This is a genomic window from Streptomyces sp. CB02056 (assembly GCF_001905545.1).
In the GTDB taxonomy this organism is placed as follows: Bacteria; Actinomycetota; Actinomycetes; order Streptomycetales; family Streptomycetaceae; genus Kitasatospora.
This window is the reverse complement of record NZ_LIPD01000014.1, coordinates 153,600-169,717: the sequence shown is the minus strand read 5'-3', so window position 1 is coordinate 169,717 and position 16,118 is coordinate 153,600. Positions and strand designations below refer to the sequence as shown.

12 protein-coding genes are annotated in these 16,118 nt (G+C 75.1%); 5 read left to right on the top strand and 7 right to left on the bottom strand.

The features are described 5' to 3' along the window. The first annotated feature begins 81 nt into the window (after positions 1 to 81). From AMK13_RS32580 to manA, 4 genes are all read left to right on the top strand, one after another. Positions 82 to 1,338 (top strand): glycoside hydrolase 5 family protein, encoded by a 1,257-nt coding sequence (locus tag AMK13_RS32580; RefSeq protein ID WP_074005286.1) that lies wholly within the window; start codon positions 82 to 84, stop codon positions 1,336 to 1,338. Positions 1,339 to 1,379: 41 nt separating this feature from the next. Beyond that, positions 1,380 to 4,427, top strand: a complete 3,048-nt coding sequence (locus tag AMK13_RS32575) for an alpha-mannosidase (protein WP_074005258.1) — start codon at positions 1,380 to 1,382, stop codon at positions 4,425 to 4,427. Positions 4,428 to 4,492: 65 nt separating this feature from the next. Next, on the top strand, positions 4,493 to 5,425 hold the full coding sequence (locus AMK13_RS32570; RefSeq protein ID WP_074005257.1) for an ROK family protein: 933 nt from the start codon (positions 4,493 to 4,495) through the stop codon (positions 5,423 to 5,425). A 20-nt stretch (positions 5,426 to 5,445) separates the two neighbouring features. Further along, a complete protein-coding gene (gene manA, locus AMK13_RS32565; protein ID WP_074005256.1) occupies positions 5,446 to 6,654 on the top strand; it encodes a mannose-6-phosphate isomerase, class I in 1,209 nt (402 codons plus the stop codon). Positions 6,655 to 6,747: 93 nt separating this feature from the next. Here manA and AMK13_RS32560 read toward each other — a convergent pair whose 3' ends face one another. From AMK13_RS32560 to AMK13_RS42435, 6 genes are all read right to left on the bottom strand, one after another. Beyond that, on the bottom strand, positions 6,748 to 7,143 hold the full coding sequence (locus AMK13_RS32560; protein ID WP_049660531.1) for a DUF2267 domain-containing protein: 396 nt from the start codon (positions 7,141 to 7,143) through the stop codon (positions 6,748 to 6,750). A 258-nt stretch (positions 7,144 to 7,401) separates the two neighbouring features. Beyond that, on the bottom strand, positions 7,402 to 7,980 hold the full coding sequence (locus AMK13_RS41390) for an acyl-CoA thioesterase (RefSeq protein WP_074005255.1): 579 nt from the start codon (positions 7,978 to 7,980) through the stop codon (positions 7,402 to 7,404). Next, on the bottom strand, positions 7,977 to 8,174 hold the full coding sequence (locus tag AMK13_RS43795; RefSeq protein WP_049657510.1) for a hypothetical protein: 198 nt from the start codon (positions 8,172 to 8,174) through the stop codon (positions 7,977 to 7,979). The genes AMK13_RS41390 and AMK13_RS43795 overlap by 4 nt, the downstream gene beginning before the upstream one ends. A 371-nt stretch (positions 8,175 to 8,545) precedes the next feature. Continuing rightward, a complete protein-coding gene (locus AMK13_RS32545) occupies positions 8,546 to 9,508 on the bottom strand; it encodes a DUF6528 family protein (protein WP_053112349.1) in 963 nt (320 codons plus the stop codon). A 265-nt stretch (positions 9,509 to 9,773) separates the two neighbouring features. After that, positions 9,774 to 11,162 (bottom strand): NAD(P)/FAD-dependent oxidoreductase, encoded by a 1,389-nt coding sequence (locus tag AMK13_RS32540; RefSeq protein ID WP_074005254.1) that lies wholly within the window; start codon positions 11,160 to 11,162, stop codon positions 9,774 to 9,776. A gap of 107 nt (positions 11,163 to 11,269) precedes the next feature. Further along, complete coding sequence (locus AMK13_RS42435) at positions 11,270 to 11,767, bottom strand: flavoprotein (RefSeq protein ID WP_181970499.1); 498 nt, start codon at positions 11,765 to 11,767, stop codon at positions 11,270 to 11,272. A gap of 501 nt (positions 11,768 to 12,268) precedes the next feature. Between AMK13_RS42435 and AMK13_RS32530 the strand changes: the two genes are divergently transcribed. Next, positions 12,269 to 14,956 carry an ATP-binding protein gene (locus AMK13_RS32530; RefSeq protein WP_074005252.1) on the top strand — a complete coding sequence of 896 codons (2,688 nt, stop codon included), beginning with the start codon at positions 12,269 to 12,271 and terminating at the stop codon, positions 14,954 to 14,956. A 128-nt stretch (positions 14,957 to 15,084) separates the two neighbouring features. Here the strand turns inward: AMK13_RS32530 and AMK13_RS32525 are convergent, their stop codons facing one another. Beyond that, a complete protein-coding gene (locus tag AMK13_RS32525; protein ID WP_074005251.1) occupies positions 15,085 to 16,014 on the bottom strand; it encodes an aegerolysin family protein in 930 nt (309 codons plus the stop codon). Positions 16,015 to 16,118: the final 104 nt, after the last annotated feature.

Sequence of the window (16,118 nt, the reverse complement as noted above, 5' to 3'; positions counted from 1 at the left end):
CCGACCGGGGACCGCCCCCGCCGGTGACGACCCACCGTCCGTACGCCCCACACCCGTTGAGGAAGCCCTCCGATGACCCCGATGACCACCGCTCCCCGCTTCGGCGTCAACTACACGCCCAGCGCCGGCTGGTTCCACCACTGGCTCGACTTCGACCTCGACGCCGTGCGCGCCGACTTCGACTCCATCGCCGCCCTCGGCCTGGACCACGTGCGGGTCTTCCCGCTCTGGCCGGTCTTCCAGCCCAACCGCACCCTGATCCGCCCGCGCGCCGTCGAGCAGCTGACGGCCCTGGTGGACGCGGCCGGCGAGCGCGGTCTCGACGTCGCGGTGGACGGCCTGCAGGGCCACCTGTCCAGCTTCGACTTCCTCCCGTCCTGGACGCAGACCTGGCACCGCCGCAACATCTTCACCGACCCCGAGGTGCTCGACGGCCAGGCCGCCTACCTGCGCACGCTCGCCGGCGCGCTGAGCGAGCGGCCCAACTTCCTCGGGATGACGCTCGGCAACGAGATCAACCAGTTCTCCGGCGCCCCGCACCCCGACCCGGACCGGGCCACCCCCGCCGAGGCGGAGGCCTGGCTGCGCCGGATGCTCGACGCCTGCGAGCAGGGCGCCCCCGGCCGGCTGCACCTGCACGCCTCGTACGACGCGGCCTGGTACCTGGACGAGCACCCGTTCACCCCCTGGCACTCGGCCCGGATCGGCGCCGCGACCGCCGTGCACTCCTGGGTGTTCAACGGCACCGCCCAGCGCTACGGCGCCCACTCCACCGCCACCGCGCAGCACGCCGCCTACCTGGTCGAGCTGTCCAAGGCCTGGGCGGACGACCCGGCCCGCCCGGTCTGGCTGCAGGAGGTCGGCGCGCCCGCCCCGCACATCACCCCGCAGGACGCGGCGCGCTTCACCGGCGCCACCGTGGAGGCCGTGCTGGACTGCCCGGACCTGTGGGGCGTGACCTGGTGGTGCTCGCACGACGTGGACCGCTCGCTCGCCGACTTCCCCGAACTGGAGTACAGCCTCGGCCTGTTGGCCACCGACCGGACGGTCAAGCCGGCCGGCGCCCGGCTCGCCGAGGCCGCCGCCGAGGCCCGCCGCTCCTGGCAGCCGCCGAAGCCGCGCAGCACCGCCGTGGTGGTCGCCACCGGCGACGAGGCCCTCTCGCCGCGGCGCTCGGTCTGCGGCCCCGGCGGCCCGGTGTACGAGGCGTTCATGCGCCTCGCCGAGGAGGGCGCCCGCCCGACCACGGTGCTCGCCGAGCGCGCCGAGGACCGCGAGCACCTCGCCGCGCGCGGCATCACCGAGGTGGTCCACCCCTCCGACGTACCGTCCCTCTAGCCAGTCCGTTTCCCCTCAGCCACGCAACGGAGCCCGCTGACATGCACGATGACCGCACTCTGGTCGAGTCCCGCCTCAAGCGCGTCCTGGACGAGCGCATCCGCCCGGCCGTCTACCCCGAGTCCGTCCCGCTGGAGGTCGGCATCTGGACGGCTCCCGGCGAGCCCGTCCCGGTCGCCGAGGGCCTGGCCGCCCCGCGCACCCCGATCGCGGTCGGCGACGCCTGGGGAGCGCCCTGGGGCACCAGCTGGATCACCGTGACCGGCACCGTGCCGCGGGAGTGGGCCGGGCGCACCGTCGAGGCGCTGATCGACCTCGGCTTCGACGCCAACATGCCCGGCTTCCAGTGCGAGGGCCTGGTCTACCGCCCGGACGGCTCCCCGGTGAAGGGCCTCAACCCGCAGAACCAGTGGGTGCGGATCGCCGCCCCGGCGGCCGGCGGCGAGCAGGTGCTGCTGCACGTCGAGGCCGCCTCCAACCCGGTCATCCTGGACTACCACCCCTTCCTGCCCACCGAGTTGGGCGACAAGGAGACGGCCGGCGACCAGCCGCAGTACAAGCTGACCCGGATGGACCTGGCGGTCTTCGACGAGACGGTCTGGCAGCTGGTGCTGGACCTGGAGGTGCTCGGCGAGCTGATGGCCGAGCTGCCGGTGGAGGGCGCCCGCCGCTGGGACATCCTGCGCGCGGTCGAGCGGGCGCTCGACGCCGTCGACCTCCAGGACGTCAACGGCACGGCGGCGGCGGCCCGTTCGGAGCTGGCCGGTGTGCTGGCCGCGCCCGCCGTGCCGTCCGCGCACCGGATCAGCGCGATCGGCCACGCGCACATCGACTCGGCCTGGCTGTGGCCGCTGCGCGAGACCGTCCGCAAGGTGGCCCGCACCACCGCCAACATGACGGCGCTGCTGGAGGACGAGCCGGACTTCCTCTACACCATGTCCCAGGCCCAGCAGTTCGCCTGGATCAAGGAGCACCGCCCCGAGGTGTACGCCAGGGTCCGCAAGGCCGTCGCCGAGGGCCGCTTCGTCCCGGCCGGCGGCATGTGGGTGGAGTCCGACACCAACATGCCGAGCTCGGAGGCGATGGCCCGGCAGTTCGTGCACGGCAAGCGGTTCTTCCTGGACGAGTTCGGGGTGGAGAACCACGAGGCCTGGCTGCCGGACACCTTCGGCTTCACCGGCGGCCTGCCCCAGATCATCCGCAACGCCGGCTCCAAGTGGCTGCTGACGCAGAAGATCTCGTGGAGCCAGATCAACAAGTTCCCGCACCACACCTTCCTCTGGGAGGGCATCGACGGGACCAGGATCTTCACCCACTTCCCGCCCGTGGACACCTACAACTGCTCGATGAAGGGCAGCGAGATCGCCCACGCGGCGAAGAACTTCAAGGACAAGGGCGTCGCCCGGCACTCGCTCGCCCCGACCGGCTGGGGCGACGGCGGCGGCGGTACCACCCGCGAGATGGTCGCCAAGGCGGCCCGGATGAAGGACCTGGAGGGCTCGGCCACCGTCCGCTGGGAGAAGCCCGCCGAGTTCTTCGCCAAGGCCGAGGCCGAGTACCCGAACCCGCCGGTCTGGGTCGGCGAGCTCTACCTGGAGCTGCACCGCGCCACCCTGACCAGCCAGGCGAAGACCAAGCAGGGCAACCGGCGCAGCGAGAACCTGCTGCGCGAGGCCGAACTCTGGTCCGCCACCGCCGCGTTGCGCACCGGCGCGGAGTACCCGTACGAGCAGCTGGACCGGATCTGGAAGACGGTGCTGCTGCACCAGTTCCACGACATCCTGCCCGGCTCGTCCATCGCCTGGGTGCACCGCGAGGCCGAGGCGACGTACGCGGCGCTGGCCGGGGAGCTGGAGGCGCTGATCGGCGCGGCCCAGCAGGCGCTGGCCGGGGCGGCCGCCGGCGGGCGGGAGCTGGTGTTCAACTCGGCGCCGCACGGCCGCTCGACGGTGCCGGCCGGCGGGGCCGCCGCGGTCGGCCTGCCGGACGGCACCTGCGAGGCGGTCGAGCGCCCCGGGGGCGGCCTCACGCTGCGCAACGGCCTGCTGGAGGTCGTCGTGGACGCGGACGGCCTGATCGCCTCGGTGGTCGAGACCGCGACCGGCCGGGAGACCGTCGCCCCCGGCAGCCGGGCCAACCTGCTCCAACTGCACCCCGACTTCCCCAACATGTGGGACGCCTGGGACGTCGACCAGTTCTACCGCAACACCGTCACCGACCTGACCGGCGTGGACTCGCTCACCGCCGCGTCGTCCCCCGCCGGGGCCTCGGTGCGGATCGCCCGCTCCTTCGGCTCCTCCACCGTCGTCCAGACCCTCACCCTGCCGGCCGGCGAGCAGCGGGTGGACATCGACACCGAGGTCGACTGGCACGAGACCGAGAAGTTCCTCAAGGCCGCGTTCCCGCTGGACGTCCACACCGAGCGCTACGCCGCCGAGACCCAGTTCGGCCACCTCTACCGGCCCACCCACACCAACACCAGCTGGGACGCGGCCAAGTTCGAGGCCTGCAACCACCGCTTCGTCCACCTCGACGAGCCCGGCTGGGGCGTCGCCCTGGTCACCGCCTCCACCTACGGCCACGACGTCACCCGCACCGTGCGCCCCGACGACGGCGGGACGACCACCACGGTCCGCTTCTCGCTGCTGCGCGCCCCGCGCTTCCCCGACCCGAAGACCGACCAGGGCCTGCACCGCTTCCGGCACGCCCTGGTGCCGGGCGCGGCGATCGGCGACGCGGTCCGCGAGGGCTACCGGATCGGCCTGCCCGAGCGGACGGTCACCGGCAGCGCCGAGCGGGTCGCCCCGCTGGTGGAGCTGGACAACGACGCCCTGGTGGTGAGCGCCGTCAAGCTCGCCGACGACCGCAGCGGGGACCTGATCGTCCGGGTCTACGAGGCCGGCGGCGGCCGCGCCCGGGGCCGGCTGACCACCTCCTACCCGCTGGCCGGCGCCGTCCCCTGCGACCTGCTGGAGCGGCCCTGGGACGGCACCCGCGGCGAGGTGGCGGTCGAGGACGGCGCGGTGCGCCTCGCGCTGCGCCCGTTCGAGCTGGTCACCCTGCGGCTCAGCGCGGCCCGCCGGGGCTGATCTACGCTGTTCGGCGCCCCGGCCCCCGCGGCCGGGGCGCCGCCCCCTACTTCCTGGAGCCCACCGTGCCGTTCACCCCGCTGTTCGCCGCCCTCGACATCGGCGGCACCAAGATCGCCGGGGCGCTGGTCGACGCCGACGGACGGCTGCGGCACCGGCTCCAGCTGCCCACCCCGGCCACCGAGCCCGGCGCGGCCGTGCTCGCCGTGGTGCACCAGGTGCTGGAGCGGCTCGCCGGGACGGCCGACTGGGCCGCCGTGACGGCCGTCGGGATCGGCAGCGCCGGCCCCGTCGACCTCGCGAACGGCACCGTCAGCCCGGTCAACATCCCCGGCTGGCGCGGCTTCCCGCTGGTCGCCGCGGTCGCCGCGCACCCGGCGGTGGCAGAGCGCACGCTGCCCGTCCACCTCGCCGGGGACGGCGTCGCGATGGCCGCCGCCGAGCACTGGCAGGGCGCGGCCCGGGGCGCCGACAACGCGCTCTGCCTGGTGGTGTCGACCGGCGTCGGCGCCGGACTGGTGCTCGACGGCGCGGTGCGCCCCGGCCCCAGCGGCAACGCCGGCCACCTCGGCCACATCACCGTCGACCTGGACGGCGAGCCCTGCCCGTGCGGCTCCCGCGGCTGCCTGGAGGGCCTCGCCAGCGGCACCGCGATCGCCCGCCGGGCGCTCGCCGAGGGCTGGCGGCCCGTGGACGGCGACCGGACGGCCCGCGCCGTCGCCGCCTCCGCCGCCGCGGGCGACCCGGTCGCGCTCGCCTCCTTCGACCGCGCCGCCCGGGCGCTGGCCGCCGGGATCGCCGCCACGGCCGCCCTGGTGGACCTCTCCCGGGTCGTCGTCGGCGGCGGCGTGGCCGAGTCCGGGGACGTGCTGTTCGCCCCGCTCGCCCGCCACCTGGACCGCTACGCCGCCCTCTCGTACATCCGCGGCCTGGACGTGCGCCGCGCCGAGCTCGGCACCGACGCCGGGCTGATCGGCGCGGCCGCGCTCTGCCGCTGAGCCTCCCCGGAGCCGCCCGCATGCCGCCGTTCGCCCTCCTGAAGAACCCCGTCCGCCGCTACGCCTGGGGCTCGCCCACCGCCATCCCCGCGCTCACCGGCGCCGCGCCCGACGGCACCCCGCAGGCCGAACTCTGGCTCGGCGCCCACCCGTCGGCGCCGTCCCTGCTGTGCGGGTCCGGCGACGAAGGCGACGGGGGCGGCCCGCGGCCGCTGGACCAGCTGATCGACGCCGACCCGGACGGCCTGCTCGGAGCGGACACCGTCCGGCGGTTCGGCCCGGCGCTGCCGTTCCTGTTCAAGGTGCTGGCCGCCGACCGGGCGCTCTCCCTCCAGGTCCACCCCACCCGCGCCCAGGCCGAGGCCGGGTACGCGGCGGAACAGGCCCGGGGCATCCCGCTGGACGCGCCGGAGCGGGTGTACAAGGACCGCGGGCACAAGCCCGAACTCCTCTGCGCGCTCGGCGACTTCGAGGCGCTGTGCGGCTTCCGCCCGGCCGCTGACACCGCCCGGCTGCTGGACGCGCTCGGCGTGCTCGCCCCCTGGGCCGCCGCCCTGCGCACCCGGCCCGCCGAGGCCGTGCTGCCCGAGCTGCTGCGCTCCGGCCTGAACGCCGACGGCTCCGAACTCGCCGCCGTCACCAGCGCCCTGCGCCACACGGCGGCCGCCGGCGGGCCGTACGGCGCGAGCAGCGCCGCGTACGCCCGCCTCGCCGAGGAGTACCCCGGCGACCGGGGGCTGCTCGCCGCCCTGCTGCTCCACCACGTCCGGCTCACCGCCGGGCAGGCGCTGTACCTGGACGCCGGGGTGCCGCACGCCTACCTCCGGGGCGTGGGCGTGGAGTTGATGGCCAACTCGGACAACGTGCTGCGCTGCGGCCTCACCCCCAAGCACGTCGACGTGGACGGCCTGCTGGCGGTCACGGACTTCCGGCCCCGGGAGGTCGAGCCGCTCGCCCCGCGCCCGACCGGCGACGGCTTCGAGGAGGAGTACCCGTCGCCGGCCGAGGAGTTCAGGCTCTCCCGGCTGCGCCCCGGCGCCGCCGCCGTCCGGGTCGACCGCCCCGCCCCGCAGATCCTGCTCTGCGTCTCCGGGCGGGCCCTGCTGCGGGCCCCCGACGGCTCCGAACTCCCGCTTCCGGCGGGCGCGTCGGCCTACCTGCGCCCGGGCGCCGGGCCGGTCGCACTGACCGGCCCGGGCGCGGAGCTGTTCCGGGCCACCACGGGGTAGCCGCGCCGACCGGCCGAGGCCGCGGGCGGCGGGCGGCGGGCCCAGACGGCAGGCACCCGCCGCGGACTCAGGCGGCAGGCCCCGGCCGCGGGCTCAGGCCGGTGCCGGGTGGCCGAACAGCAGGTCGTAGCCGTCCGGGAGTTGCTCGATCACCTGGTCCAGCAGCTCGCCGGGGACGAGGTCGGCGACGGCGCTGAGCACGGCCCCGATGTCCCACTGCGCCGTCGCCGGGGTCGCCCCGTCGATCCACCCCACCACGGCCTGTACGAAGCGCTCGGCGGTCAGCGGTTCGGCCGCGGGCTGGGCGTCGCGCAGCAGCGAGGCGTAGGTCTCGGGCAGCGCGTCGGCGAGTTCGCCCCGCTCGGACCCCACCAGGTGCTCGCCGAGCAGGGCCAGCACGACCCGGGTGGCGTGGTCCGCCTCGGCCGCGCCCCGGTACTCGCCGCGCTCCACGACGCGGGCGAGGAAGTCCTCCCAGGAGATGGTCATCGCGTCCTCCTTCCGGTCGGCGGGCTCGGCCGGACCGACGGCGGCGCGCTCGCCCTGGGCCAGGACGGGGATCGCGGTCCGTGACCGCCGTGGGACGTACCGGTGCCCGTGCTGCTCAGCGTAACTCGCCCCGGCGCCTTCGGAACCGGCCGCCGCCGTCGATCACGCCGCCGCCCCGGGGCAACGGTCCGTCCTGCGGTCCACCGGGCTGTTCACCGCACCGCACTGTTCACCGCACCGCACCGCCCGCCGCGCCGTTCACCGCGCCGAGGCGTGGCACCGCCTGCGCGGCCGCCGGGACGGCAGCAGCCCGCCGGTGACCGGGCCGGCCGCCACGCGCTGCGCCGGGGGCGCCGCGCTCACCGCTGCCGCCGCGGTCACCGTCGTGGCCGCCAGGACCGCCTGGGCCCGGGCCGGGTCCGGCATAAACGCCGAGAGAAAGATCCGTTCCGCCGGGCTCAGCGCCCGCGAGCGGCCGGATTCGCGGTCCCGGGCGACCACCACGGTCCGCGCCCGCATAAAGGTGAGCCGGTCCCGGCAGACATTCACCTCGACCTGGGCGGAACTCCGTCCGAGCCGTTCCACGGTGAGCACCACCGAGAGCGGCTCGGGCCGGTGGTGCAACTGCTCCAGGTAGTCGATCTCGTGCCTGGCGATAATGAACCCGGACGGGAACAGCGACTCCCGGACGGCGGTTTCGTGGTGGCAGAACAGGTCGTAAATCCCCTCCTGGATGTAGCCGACCAGACGGGCGTTGTTGATGTGCCCGTTCTCGTCGACGTCGCTCCACCGGGTGGGGCAGGACAGCACGTGCACGCCCGGCAGCACCGCGCTCACTGCCGGGTCAGCCCGGCACCGGCGGGGAGCAGCGCGCGCTGCAACCTGGCGTAGTAGCCGGAGTGTTCGGCCGCCATCCGGGCCGCGGTCCAACCCTCCTCGGCCGCCTCGGCGGCGGCCTGGACGACCAGGCTGTCCAGCACCGCGTCGACCGCGCGGCACAGATCGTGGACGGCCGCGAGCCGCTCGGTCACATCCGCCCCGCTCCCTGCGTTCCGGGACGGGAAGGCGGCCAGTGATTCCATCGCGAGTTGAAGGTCGTCGACTCCGTCTGGCCGGTTTTCCGCAGGGAAATTCCGCATGATTTTCTCCATGACTCATTCGGCCATTACGGCCCAGTAGCTAGCGTTCGAATGCACCGGATCGGTGTCGACCCCCCGACCCCACGACGCTATCCCAGCCGACGGGGGTCGACGGATGGTTTGCCGACCGCGACGGAAAACTGACCTCCATCGGAGTAGTTTGTCGGTGTACACAATATGCCCCATCAGTCGAATGCCGTCCGCAATTCGAGTGGTATCCACGACGCGCGGCCCCGGATCGACTCCTCGGGGAACGAAATCTGCTACCAGACGCTCCACCACCTCGCCTTGTACAGGTGCGAGCCCCGCAGCGACCGCGTCCCCTCCGGCCGGTGCAGGGTGATCACCGAGGTGCACCAGTCGCACGGCGCCTCGTGTTCGGGCGCCACCGTGAGCAGCCGGCCGGTGCCGGGTTCGTCGCCGACGCTCTTGAGGTCCCGCTCGGCGGCCGGATCGGCCAGGTGCACGGCGGTGAAGCGGTCGGTGGCCGGGTCGAAGCGCCACAGGCCGGTCAGCGTGGCCACCCAGAACCGCCCGGGATCCGCCAGGACGGGCGCCAGGTCGTGCCCGCCGCGGTCGGGCAGCGGGCTGCTCCGCACGACGGTGAGGGCGGGCGCGGCCGGGGTGCCGCCGACCCGCAGCGCGGTCAGCGCCGTGTCGCCGAGCACCCAGAGCAGGCCGGTCCGCGCGTCCCAGTGCACTCCGTGCGCACCGGGCAGCGGGAACTCCGCGTATGCCGCGGCCCGCGGGCCCTGCGAGGCCGCGTACAGCCGCACCCAGCCGCCCGCGCTCGCCGCCACGGCCACGTTGCCGTCCGGCAGCAGCTCGATGCTGTGCGGGTTGGCGGCCGTTCCCAGATCCGTCGCCCAGTGGACGCGGCCGGTGGTGGTCTCCACGACGGCGGCCAACCCGCCGGAGGCGGTGGTCAGCAGGAAGCGCCGCCCCTGCCGGATCCGGGACTTGGCCTCGTCCGGGTCGGTCCAGCTGCGCGCGGGCGCCAGATCCGCCAACTCCGGTGCGCGGTCGGCACTCCAGCCCCACACGACGGGCAGTCGGCCCGGGCCGCGGTAGGCCATCAGCTCCTCGGCGCTCTGCAACACCAGCACGCTGCGCGAGGCCTGGTCCACGACCGCCACCTGCCGGCCCGGCGACCTGGCCCACGCGCCGCTCGTCGGCGCGCAGAGCAGCAGGGCGACCGCGAGGGCCGGCAGTGTTCTCCTCAGCACGCCTTCACCGTGGGTGCTGCGGGCCGACTCCGCTCGGCGGCACGTCCGAACGGACGATCGAAGCGACGGCCGTGGATCGTGCGGCGCCGGCGGCGGGTCCGCCTCGTTCACTGTCATCCGGACATCCTGGCGGGACGACCGCACCGGCGGCCGTCGCACCGGGTCGGCACGCCGCCGGACCGTCAACCCGGTGCCGCCCGCACCCGTTCAACACCCGGTTTCCCGAAGGCCCGAGGCCCGGCCCCGGAGGCCCGGCCCCGTGGGCTCAGCGCCCGGAGACCAGGTCCGCGACCCGGGCGATCGGCGAGGTGGTGGCCCGGCCGGCCGCCTCCTGCCGGTCCGCGGCGTGGTACGCGGCGTACATCGCGTGCACCCCGAGCCAGCGCAACGGCTCCGGCTCCCAGCGCCGCACGGTGTGGCCCACCCAGGGCAGCCGGGTCAGCTCGGTGTCCCGGCCGAGCACCAGGTCCCGCAGGGTGCGGCCGGCCAGGTTGGTGGTGGTCACCCCGCTGCCGACGTACCCGCCGGCCCAGCCGAGCCCGCTCACCCGGTCCAGCTCCACGGTGGCGCACCAGTCCCGGGGGACGCCGAGCACGCCCGCCCAGGCGTGGTCGATCCGGGCGTGCGCGGCGGCCGGGAAGAACCGGTCGAGGACGGCCCGGAGCTGGCGCACCGTCTCCACCTGGGTACTGCCGTCCGAGTCCGTCCGCGAGCCGAACCGGTAGGGCACGCCCCGCCCGCCGAGCGCGATCCGGTCGTCGGCGGTGCGCTGCGCGTACATGTAGGCGTGCGCGAAGTCGCCCAGCACCTCGCGGCCCTCCCAGCCGGCCTCCGCCCAGAACTCCGCGGGCAGCGGCTCGGTGGCGACCATCGCGGAGTTCATCGGCAGCCAGGTGCGCTTCTCGCCGCGCAGCCCGGCGGTGAACCCCTCGGTGGCGCGCAGCACGTGGTCGGCGGTGACGGTGCCGTACGGGGTGACGGCGCGGGGCTTGCGGTAGCCGCTGCCGGGCAGGATCGCGGTGACCGCCGTCCCCTCGTACACCTCGACGCCCAACTCGCGGACGGTGCGGGCGAGTCCGCGGGCGAGCCGGGCGGGCTGGATGCGGGCGCCGTGCGCCGTCCAGCAGCCGCCGAGGGTGCCGGCGACGTTGATCCGCGCGGCCGCCTCCTTGGCGCCCAGCAACTCGACCCGGCCCTCGCCGTAGGCCCGCTCGGCCTCGACGTGGGCCCGAAGACGCTCCAACTGCGGCTTGCTGCGGGCGACTTCGAGGACACCGCCGCGCACGATGTCCGCGTCGATCCGCTCGGCCCCGGCGACGCCGACGACCTCCCCGACCGCCTCGTCCATCGCCCGCTGCATCGCGGCCGCGCGCTCCCGCCCGTACCGCCTGGCGAAGGCGCCGCGCCCCGCGAAGCCGTTGTACAGCCAGCCGCCGTTGCGCCCGGAGGCGCCGTAGCCGCAGAACCGCCGTTCGAGGACGGCGATCCGGAGGCCGGGGTCGGCCTTCTTCAGGTAGTAGGCCGTCCAGAGCCCGGTGTACCCGCCGCCGACCACGCACACGTCGACGTCCCGGTCCCCGGGCAGCGCGGGGCCCGGCTCCGGCACCCCGTCCGCCGCGTACCAGAACGACACCTCGCCGTTGACCGCCGCCACCGGAAACCTCCCGTACCCTCGCTGACCTGCCCGGACGCTACCTCCGCGGGTTCGGCCCGGGCCACCCCCCACACTGCAAGGATCACCGGGCCCGATCAGCCACCCTGTCAGTCCCGCAGCAGCTCCAGGGCCCGCGTCCAGTCGTACGAGCCCGGCGTGAAGTCCGCGATCCGCACCCCCATCCGCCGCAGCCTCGCCAGGCTGTCCGCATAGGCCGGATGCGCCGCCTGCGCCGCGCTCAGGCAGGGCTGGACGGCGACCGGGACACCCCAGCCGTACGACTCGCAGAGGATCCCCAGCGCCAGGGTGTCCGAGATGCCCAGGGCCCACTTGTTGAGCGTGTTGAAGGTGGCGGGGGACACGACGAGGGCGTCCGGGTCCGGCAGCGGCCGGGGCTCCCCCGGCTTCCGCCAGGCGGAGCGGATCGGGTACCCGGTCCGCGCCTCGATCGCCTCGGCGTCGATGAACCCCATGGCCTGGGGCGTCGCCACCACCCCCACGTCCCAGTTCTGCTCCTGCGCGGCCGAGATGAGCTCCCCCACCCCGCCCGCGACCCCCGCCGCGCACACCACGACGTACAGCACCGGCTTCCTCGCCTCGGACACCCTCGGCCTCCCCACTCTCGGACTGCCCGCTCTCGACCCGCCTGCGGACCCCCGAACAGTAAGCCGCCCCCGTGGCCCGCTCCACCCGCCCGGTCGACGCCCGACGGAATCGAGCGGTATTCGAACAACCTGGCCGGGCCCCACCAGTACGCCGACGAACCGAGTGGGCACGACTGCCCGTCCGCCGCTCCGCTCCGGGACCCCGCCCGACGGGCCGGGCGGCCGGGTGCGGCCGTCGTCGCAGGCAGGACACCCTGCGGGAAACCCGGCGGTAGCGTCGGGATCAAGCTTCGCCATGAGCATGATCACGCCGTTTTCCGTTTCGACCGGCCGCCTCGCGCCACCCATGGGTGAAGATCGAACCGGAAAGAGATCGTTCACGATGTTCCTGCGGAATACGACTCCGATGACCGCGGAAACCCCTGTCCGGACTGCTGGGGACGGCCCGGACCGGTACCACGCGCCGGACCGGCCGAACAGGACCGACAGGATGGGGAGCACATGCTCTTGGAGCGCGACGAGGTGCTGGGCACGGCCTCGGCGGCCGCGGCGGCGGCGCGGGCGGGCAGCGGACGCTGGGTCCTGCTCTCGGCACCGGTGTCCGGCATGGGACGGACCGCCGCGCTGGAGGCGATCGTCCGGCAGCAGGCCGACGGTGACGCCGTACGCGTCGGACGCGCCCGCGGCGTACCGGAGGAGACGGCGTTCCCGTTCGGGCTCGTCCGCCAGCTCTTCGCGGACGACGAGGCCGTGCCCTTCTCGGTCGCGGCCGGAGCGGACGAACAACGGCTGTTCCACGGGCTGGTGACCAGGCTGACCCGGTCCGCCGCCGAGCGGCCGGTCCTGCTCGCGGTGGACGACCTCCACCACGCCGACGAGCCGTCCCGGCGCTGGCTCGGCTACCTCGCCCGCCGCATCGCCGAGATCCCCGTCCTGCTGGTGCTCACCGAGCGCGCCGACCCGTCCGGTCCGGCCCCCTTCCCGCCCGCCACCGGCACGGCCGTCGCCCTCCCCGCGCTCAGCGTCCCCGCCGTCATCCGCCTCGCCCGGGACGCCGGCCTGGACCAGCGCTCCACCGTGGCCTGCGTCGAGGCGGGCATCGGCAACCCGGCCCTGGTGCGGGCGCTCGTCGCCGACTTCGCCGACGGGGCGCTCCCCCGCCCGTCGTCCACCCCGTCGCGCAGCCGCTTCCGCGACACGATCGCCCGCTGGCTGGGACGGGCCGACCCCTGCGTACGCCACGCCTGCCTCGCCCTCGCCGTCGCCGCCGAGGGCGGGATGCCCGTCGGCCCCGGCCTGCTCCACCAGCTCTCCGACCTCTGCACCGCCACCCGCTCCCCGGGCGAGCGGTCCGCGCGCCGCATCAGCAGGCTGCTGGACCACCCCCTCGCACGGGAGGCCGTCCTCGCCGTCGCCGCTCCGGAGGAGATCGCCGCACTGCACACCCGCGTCGCGGAACTGCTCGACGAGAGCGGCGCGCCCGCGACCGCCGTGGCCTCCCGGCTCCTGCGGGTCGAACGGCCCGGCGAGGCGTGGATGGCCCGCTCGCTGTCCGAGGCCGCCGAGGAGGCGATGCGCGCCGGTCACGTCGCGGAGTCCGCCGCGTACCTGCGCCACGCCCTGAGCGGCCCGCTCGATCCGGACCGGCGGGCCGCCCTCACCATGCGCCTCGGCGCCCTGGAACTCCCGCACAACGCGACCGCCGGCATCCGCCGGCTCCGCACCGGACTGGAACTGCACACCGACCTCCGGGACCGGGCCACCGCGGCCACCGCCCTCTGCGCGGCCCACGTCGCGCGCCGGGATCCCGACACCGCGCTGGAGGTCCTCCGCCGGGCCGGTCGCGGCGCCGACGACGACGAACTCGTCCAGGTGCTGGGGACCCTCGGCGCGCTCGTCTCCTCGCACGACAGCGACGCCTGGCGCGGCGCCGTCGCCGGCCTGCGCGCACTCGCCCCGACCGCGCCCCCCGCCATCGAGCCCCTGGTGTGCGGACTGATCACCGAGTACGAGGCCGGGGCCGGCCTCTGCTCGGCGGCCGAGGTGCTCGACCGGGTCCGGCCGCGGCTGGCCGCGCCGGTGGACCCGCGGCTGCGGACCGCCTGGCTCGGCAGCGCGGCCACCCTGCTCCAGTGGGCGGACCGCCTGGACGAGGCACGGGAGTTGACCGGCCAGTGCCTGCCCGCCCCGCCCGTCCCCCCGGACCTGACCGACGTGGGCCTGCAGTGCCTGCTCAGCGTCCGGGCCGAAGCCGCGCTCTGGGCGGGGGAGTTCGACCGCGTCATCGCCGAGAACGCCCCCCTGGTGGAGGCGACCGCCGGACAGGGCGTCCGACTGCCGCACCTCGCCGCCATGGTGGCGACCGCCCGGCGCGAGACCGGCCGGCGCTCCGCGGCCTGGGAGGCCGTGGCCCTGGTCGGCCCGTCCGGCAGCGACAGCTCCTGGGAGTGGAACGAACTCAGCTACACCCGGGCCCTGTTGCACGCCGCGGACGGCGACTGGCAGGCCGCCCTCGACGACTACCTGGTCTGCGGAGCCGGCCAGCTCGCCCACGACTTCGTCAGCCCGGTCGCCACGCCGTGGCGCTCCGGAGCGGCGCTCGCCCTGGTACGGCTCGGACGGCGGGACGAAGCCCGCGAACTCGCCGAGGAGGAACTGCGCCACGCCCGGACCTGGGGCACCCCGCGCACCGTCGGCCGGGCGCTGCGGGCGTACGCCGCTGCCGTGGGCGGCCGGCTGGCCCTGTGCTCGCTGACCGAGGGCGCCGAACTGCTCAGGCCGGCCGCCGCGCCCGTGGAACTCGCGGAGGTGCTGATCGACCTCGGCCGGGCCCACATCGAGGCGGGCAGCGGCCGCAAGGGCCGCGACACGCTGCGCGAGGCGCACGCCGTGGCCCTGCGGCTGGCCGGGCCCGCCCCGGAGACCGGCGGACCGGCCCCGGTCGGCCGTCTCCTCGGCGCGGCGGAGGAGGCGCTGCGCGAGGGCGGGGTGCGGAACCGGGACGGCGGACACGCCCTGAGCCCCGCCGAACGGCGCGTGGCCGAACTGGCGGCGGCGGGGCACACCAACGCCCAGATCTCCTCCGCGCTCTGCCTCACCCGCCGCACCGTGGAGACCCACCTCACCAACGCCTACCGGAAGCTGCGGATCGCCCGGCGCACCCAGCTGGTGGCGGCGCTGGAGCGGTAGCGGCCGCGGACGCGCCCCCGCCCGGGTGCGGATGCACCCGGGCGGGGGCGGCCGGTTCGACCCGGCCCGGCGCGATCAGGGCCCCGGCACCGGATCCCGCGTCAGGACTCGGCGTCAGGACTTCGGCGTCAGGACTTCGACAGGGTGAAGGAGACCGCGGCGTTGTCGCCGCTGCCGCCCTGCCAGGTGCACTTGTACCCGGCCGGCGCGTCGCAGCTGTAGCCGTTGCTGCCCCAGTACGGGTTGTTCCAGTGCACCTTGACCTGGTTCTGCTCCCCGGCCACGTTGAAGCTGACCTCACCCTCGGTGCCGGTCATCACGCCCTCGGACTCGCTCGCCCACTTCGCGGTGACACCGGGCTGGACCATCGACGGCGGCATCATGTTGTCGGACCAGATCCCCCACTGCAGGCTCGCGCCGGAGCGGGTGAGCAGCTTCCCCGAGTTGTTGGTCAGGTTGATGCTCGTGCTCCGGGAGGCGCTGGTGAGGCTGGGCATCTCCGCGGCGGCGGCCTTGGCCCGGCTGCGCCCGATGCTGAAGGTGACCGCGGTGTTGTCCCCGCTGCCGCCGCTCCGGGAACAGGTGTACCCGTCCGGGACGGAGCAGCTGTAGTCGTTGCTGCCCCAGTACGGGTTGTTCCAGTGCAGCTTGACCTCTCCGCCGTTGTCGAGCGTGTAGGTGATGTTGCCCTCGGTCCCGGTCGCGAACCCGCAGGACTCGCTCTGCCAGCTGGAGGACTTCGTGTTGGGGATGTAGTCGGACGGCAGCATGTCGTTCGTCCAGCAGCCGTGGTCGAGCTTGTCCCACGTCTTGGTCAGGCCGGACCCGCTGCCGTTGGAGAGCGTGACCTTCGTGGAACGGTCCGCGGCGACCAGCGGCACGTTCGCCGCCGCGCTCTCGGCGGCCGGGCGCTGCGCCGCCGAGGCCTGCGGCCCGTCCTGCCCGGCCGCGGCCTGCGCGGACGGGGCGAGGGCGACCGCTCCGGCCGCCATCAGCACGGCGGTGAGGGCGCCCGCGGCCGTGCGGCCCAGACCGGTCATGGAGGTCGTACGCTGCATGGGTCTACCAACTCTCTTCTCGGCTGGACGAGCGGACACGCGTCACGCTCGCCTTGGTCCCGTCCGGAGGGGGGCGCCGCGGCTGGGTGCCGGCGCCGGGTGAC

Bases quoted from the DNA above. Each gene is read 5' to 3' on its own strand.
- AMK13_RS32580 (WP_074005286.1), top strand. From the start codon at position 82: ATGACCACCGCTCCCCGCTTCGGCGTCAACTACACGCCCAGCGCCGGC.
- AMK13_RS32575 (WP_074005258.1), top strand. From the start codon at position 1,380: ATGCACGATGACCGCACTCTGGTCGAGTCCCGCCTCAAGCGCGTCCTG.
- manA (WP_074005256.1), top strand. From the start codon at position 5,446: ATGCCGCCGTTCGCCCTCCTGAAGAACCCCGTCCGCCGCTACGCCTGG.
- AMK13_RS32560 (WP_049660531.1), bottom strand. From the start codon at position 7,143: ATGACCATCTCCTGGGAGGACTTCCTCGCCCGCGTCGTGGAGCGCGGC.
- AMK13_RS32530 (WP_074005252.1), top strand. From the start codon at position 12,269: ATGCTCTTGGAGCGCGACGAGGTGCTGGGCACGGCCTCGGCGGCCGCG.
- AMK13_RS32525 (WP_074005251.1), bottom strand. From the start codon at position 16,014: ATGCAGCGTACGACCTCCATGACCGGTCTGGGCCGCACGGCCGCGGGC.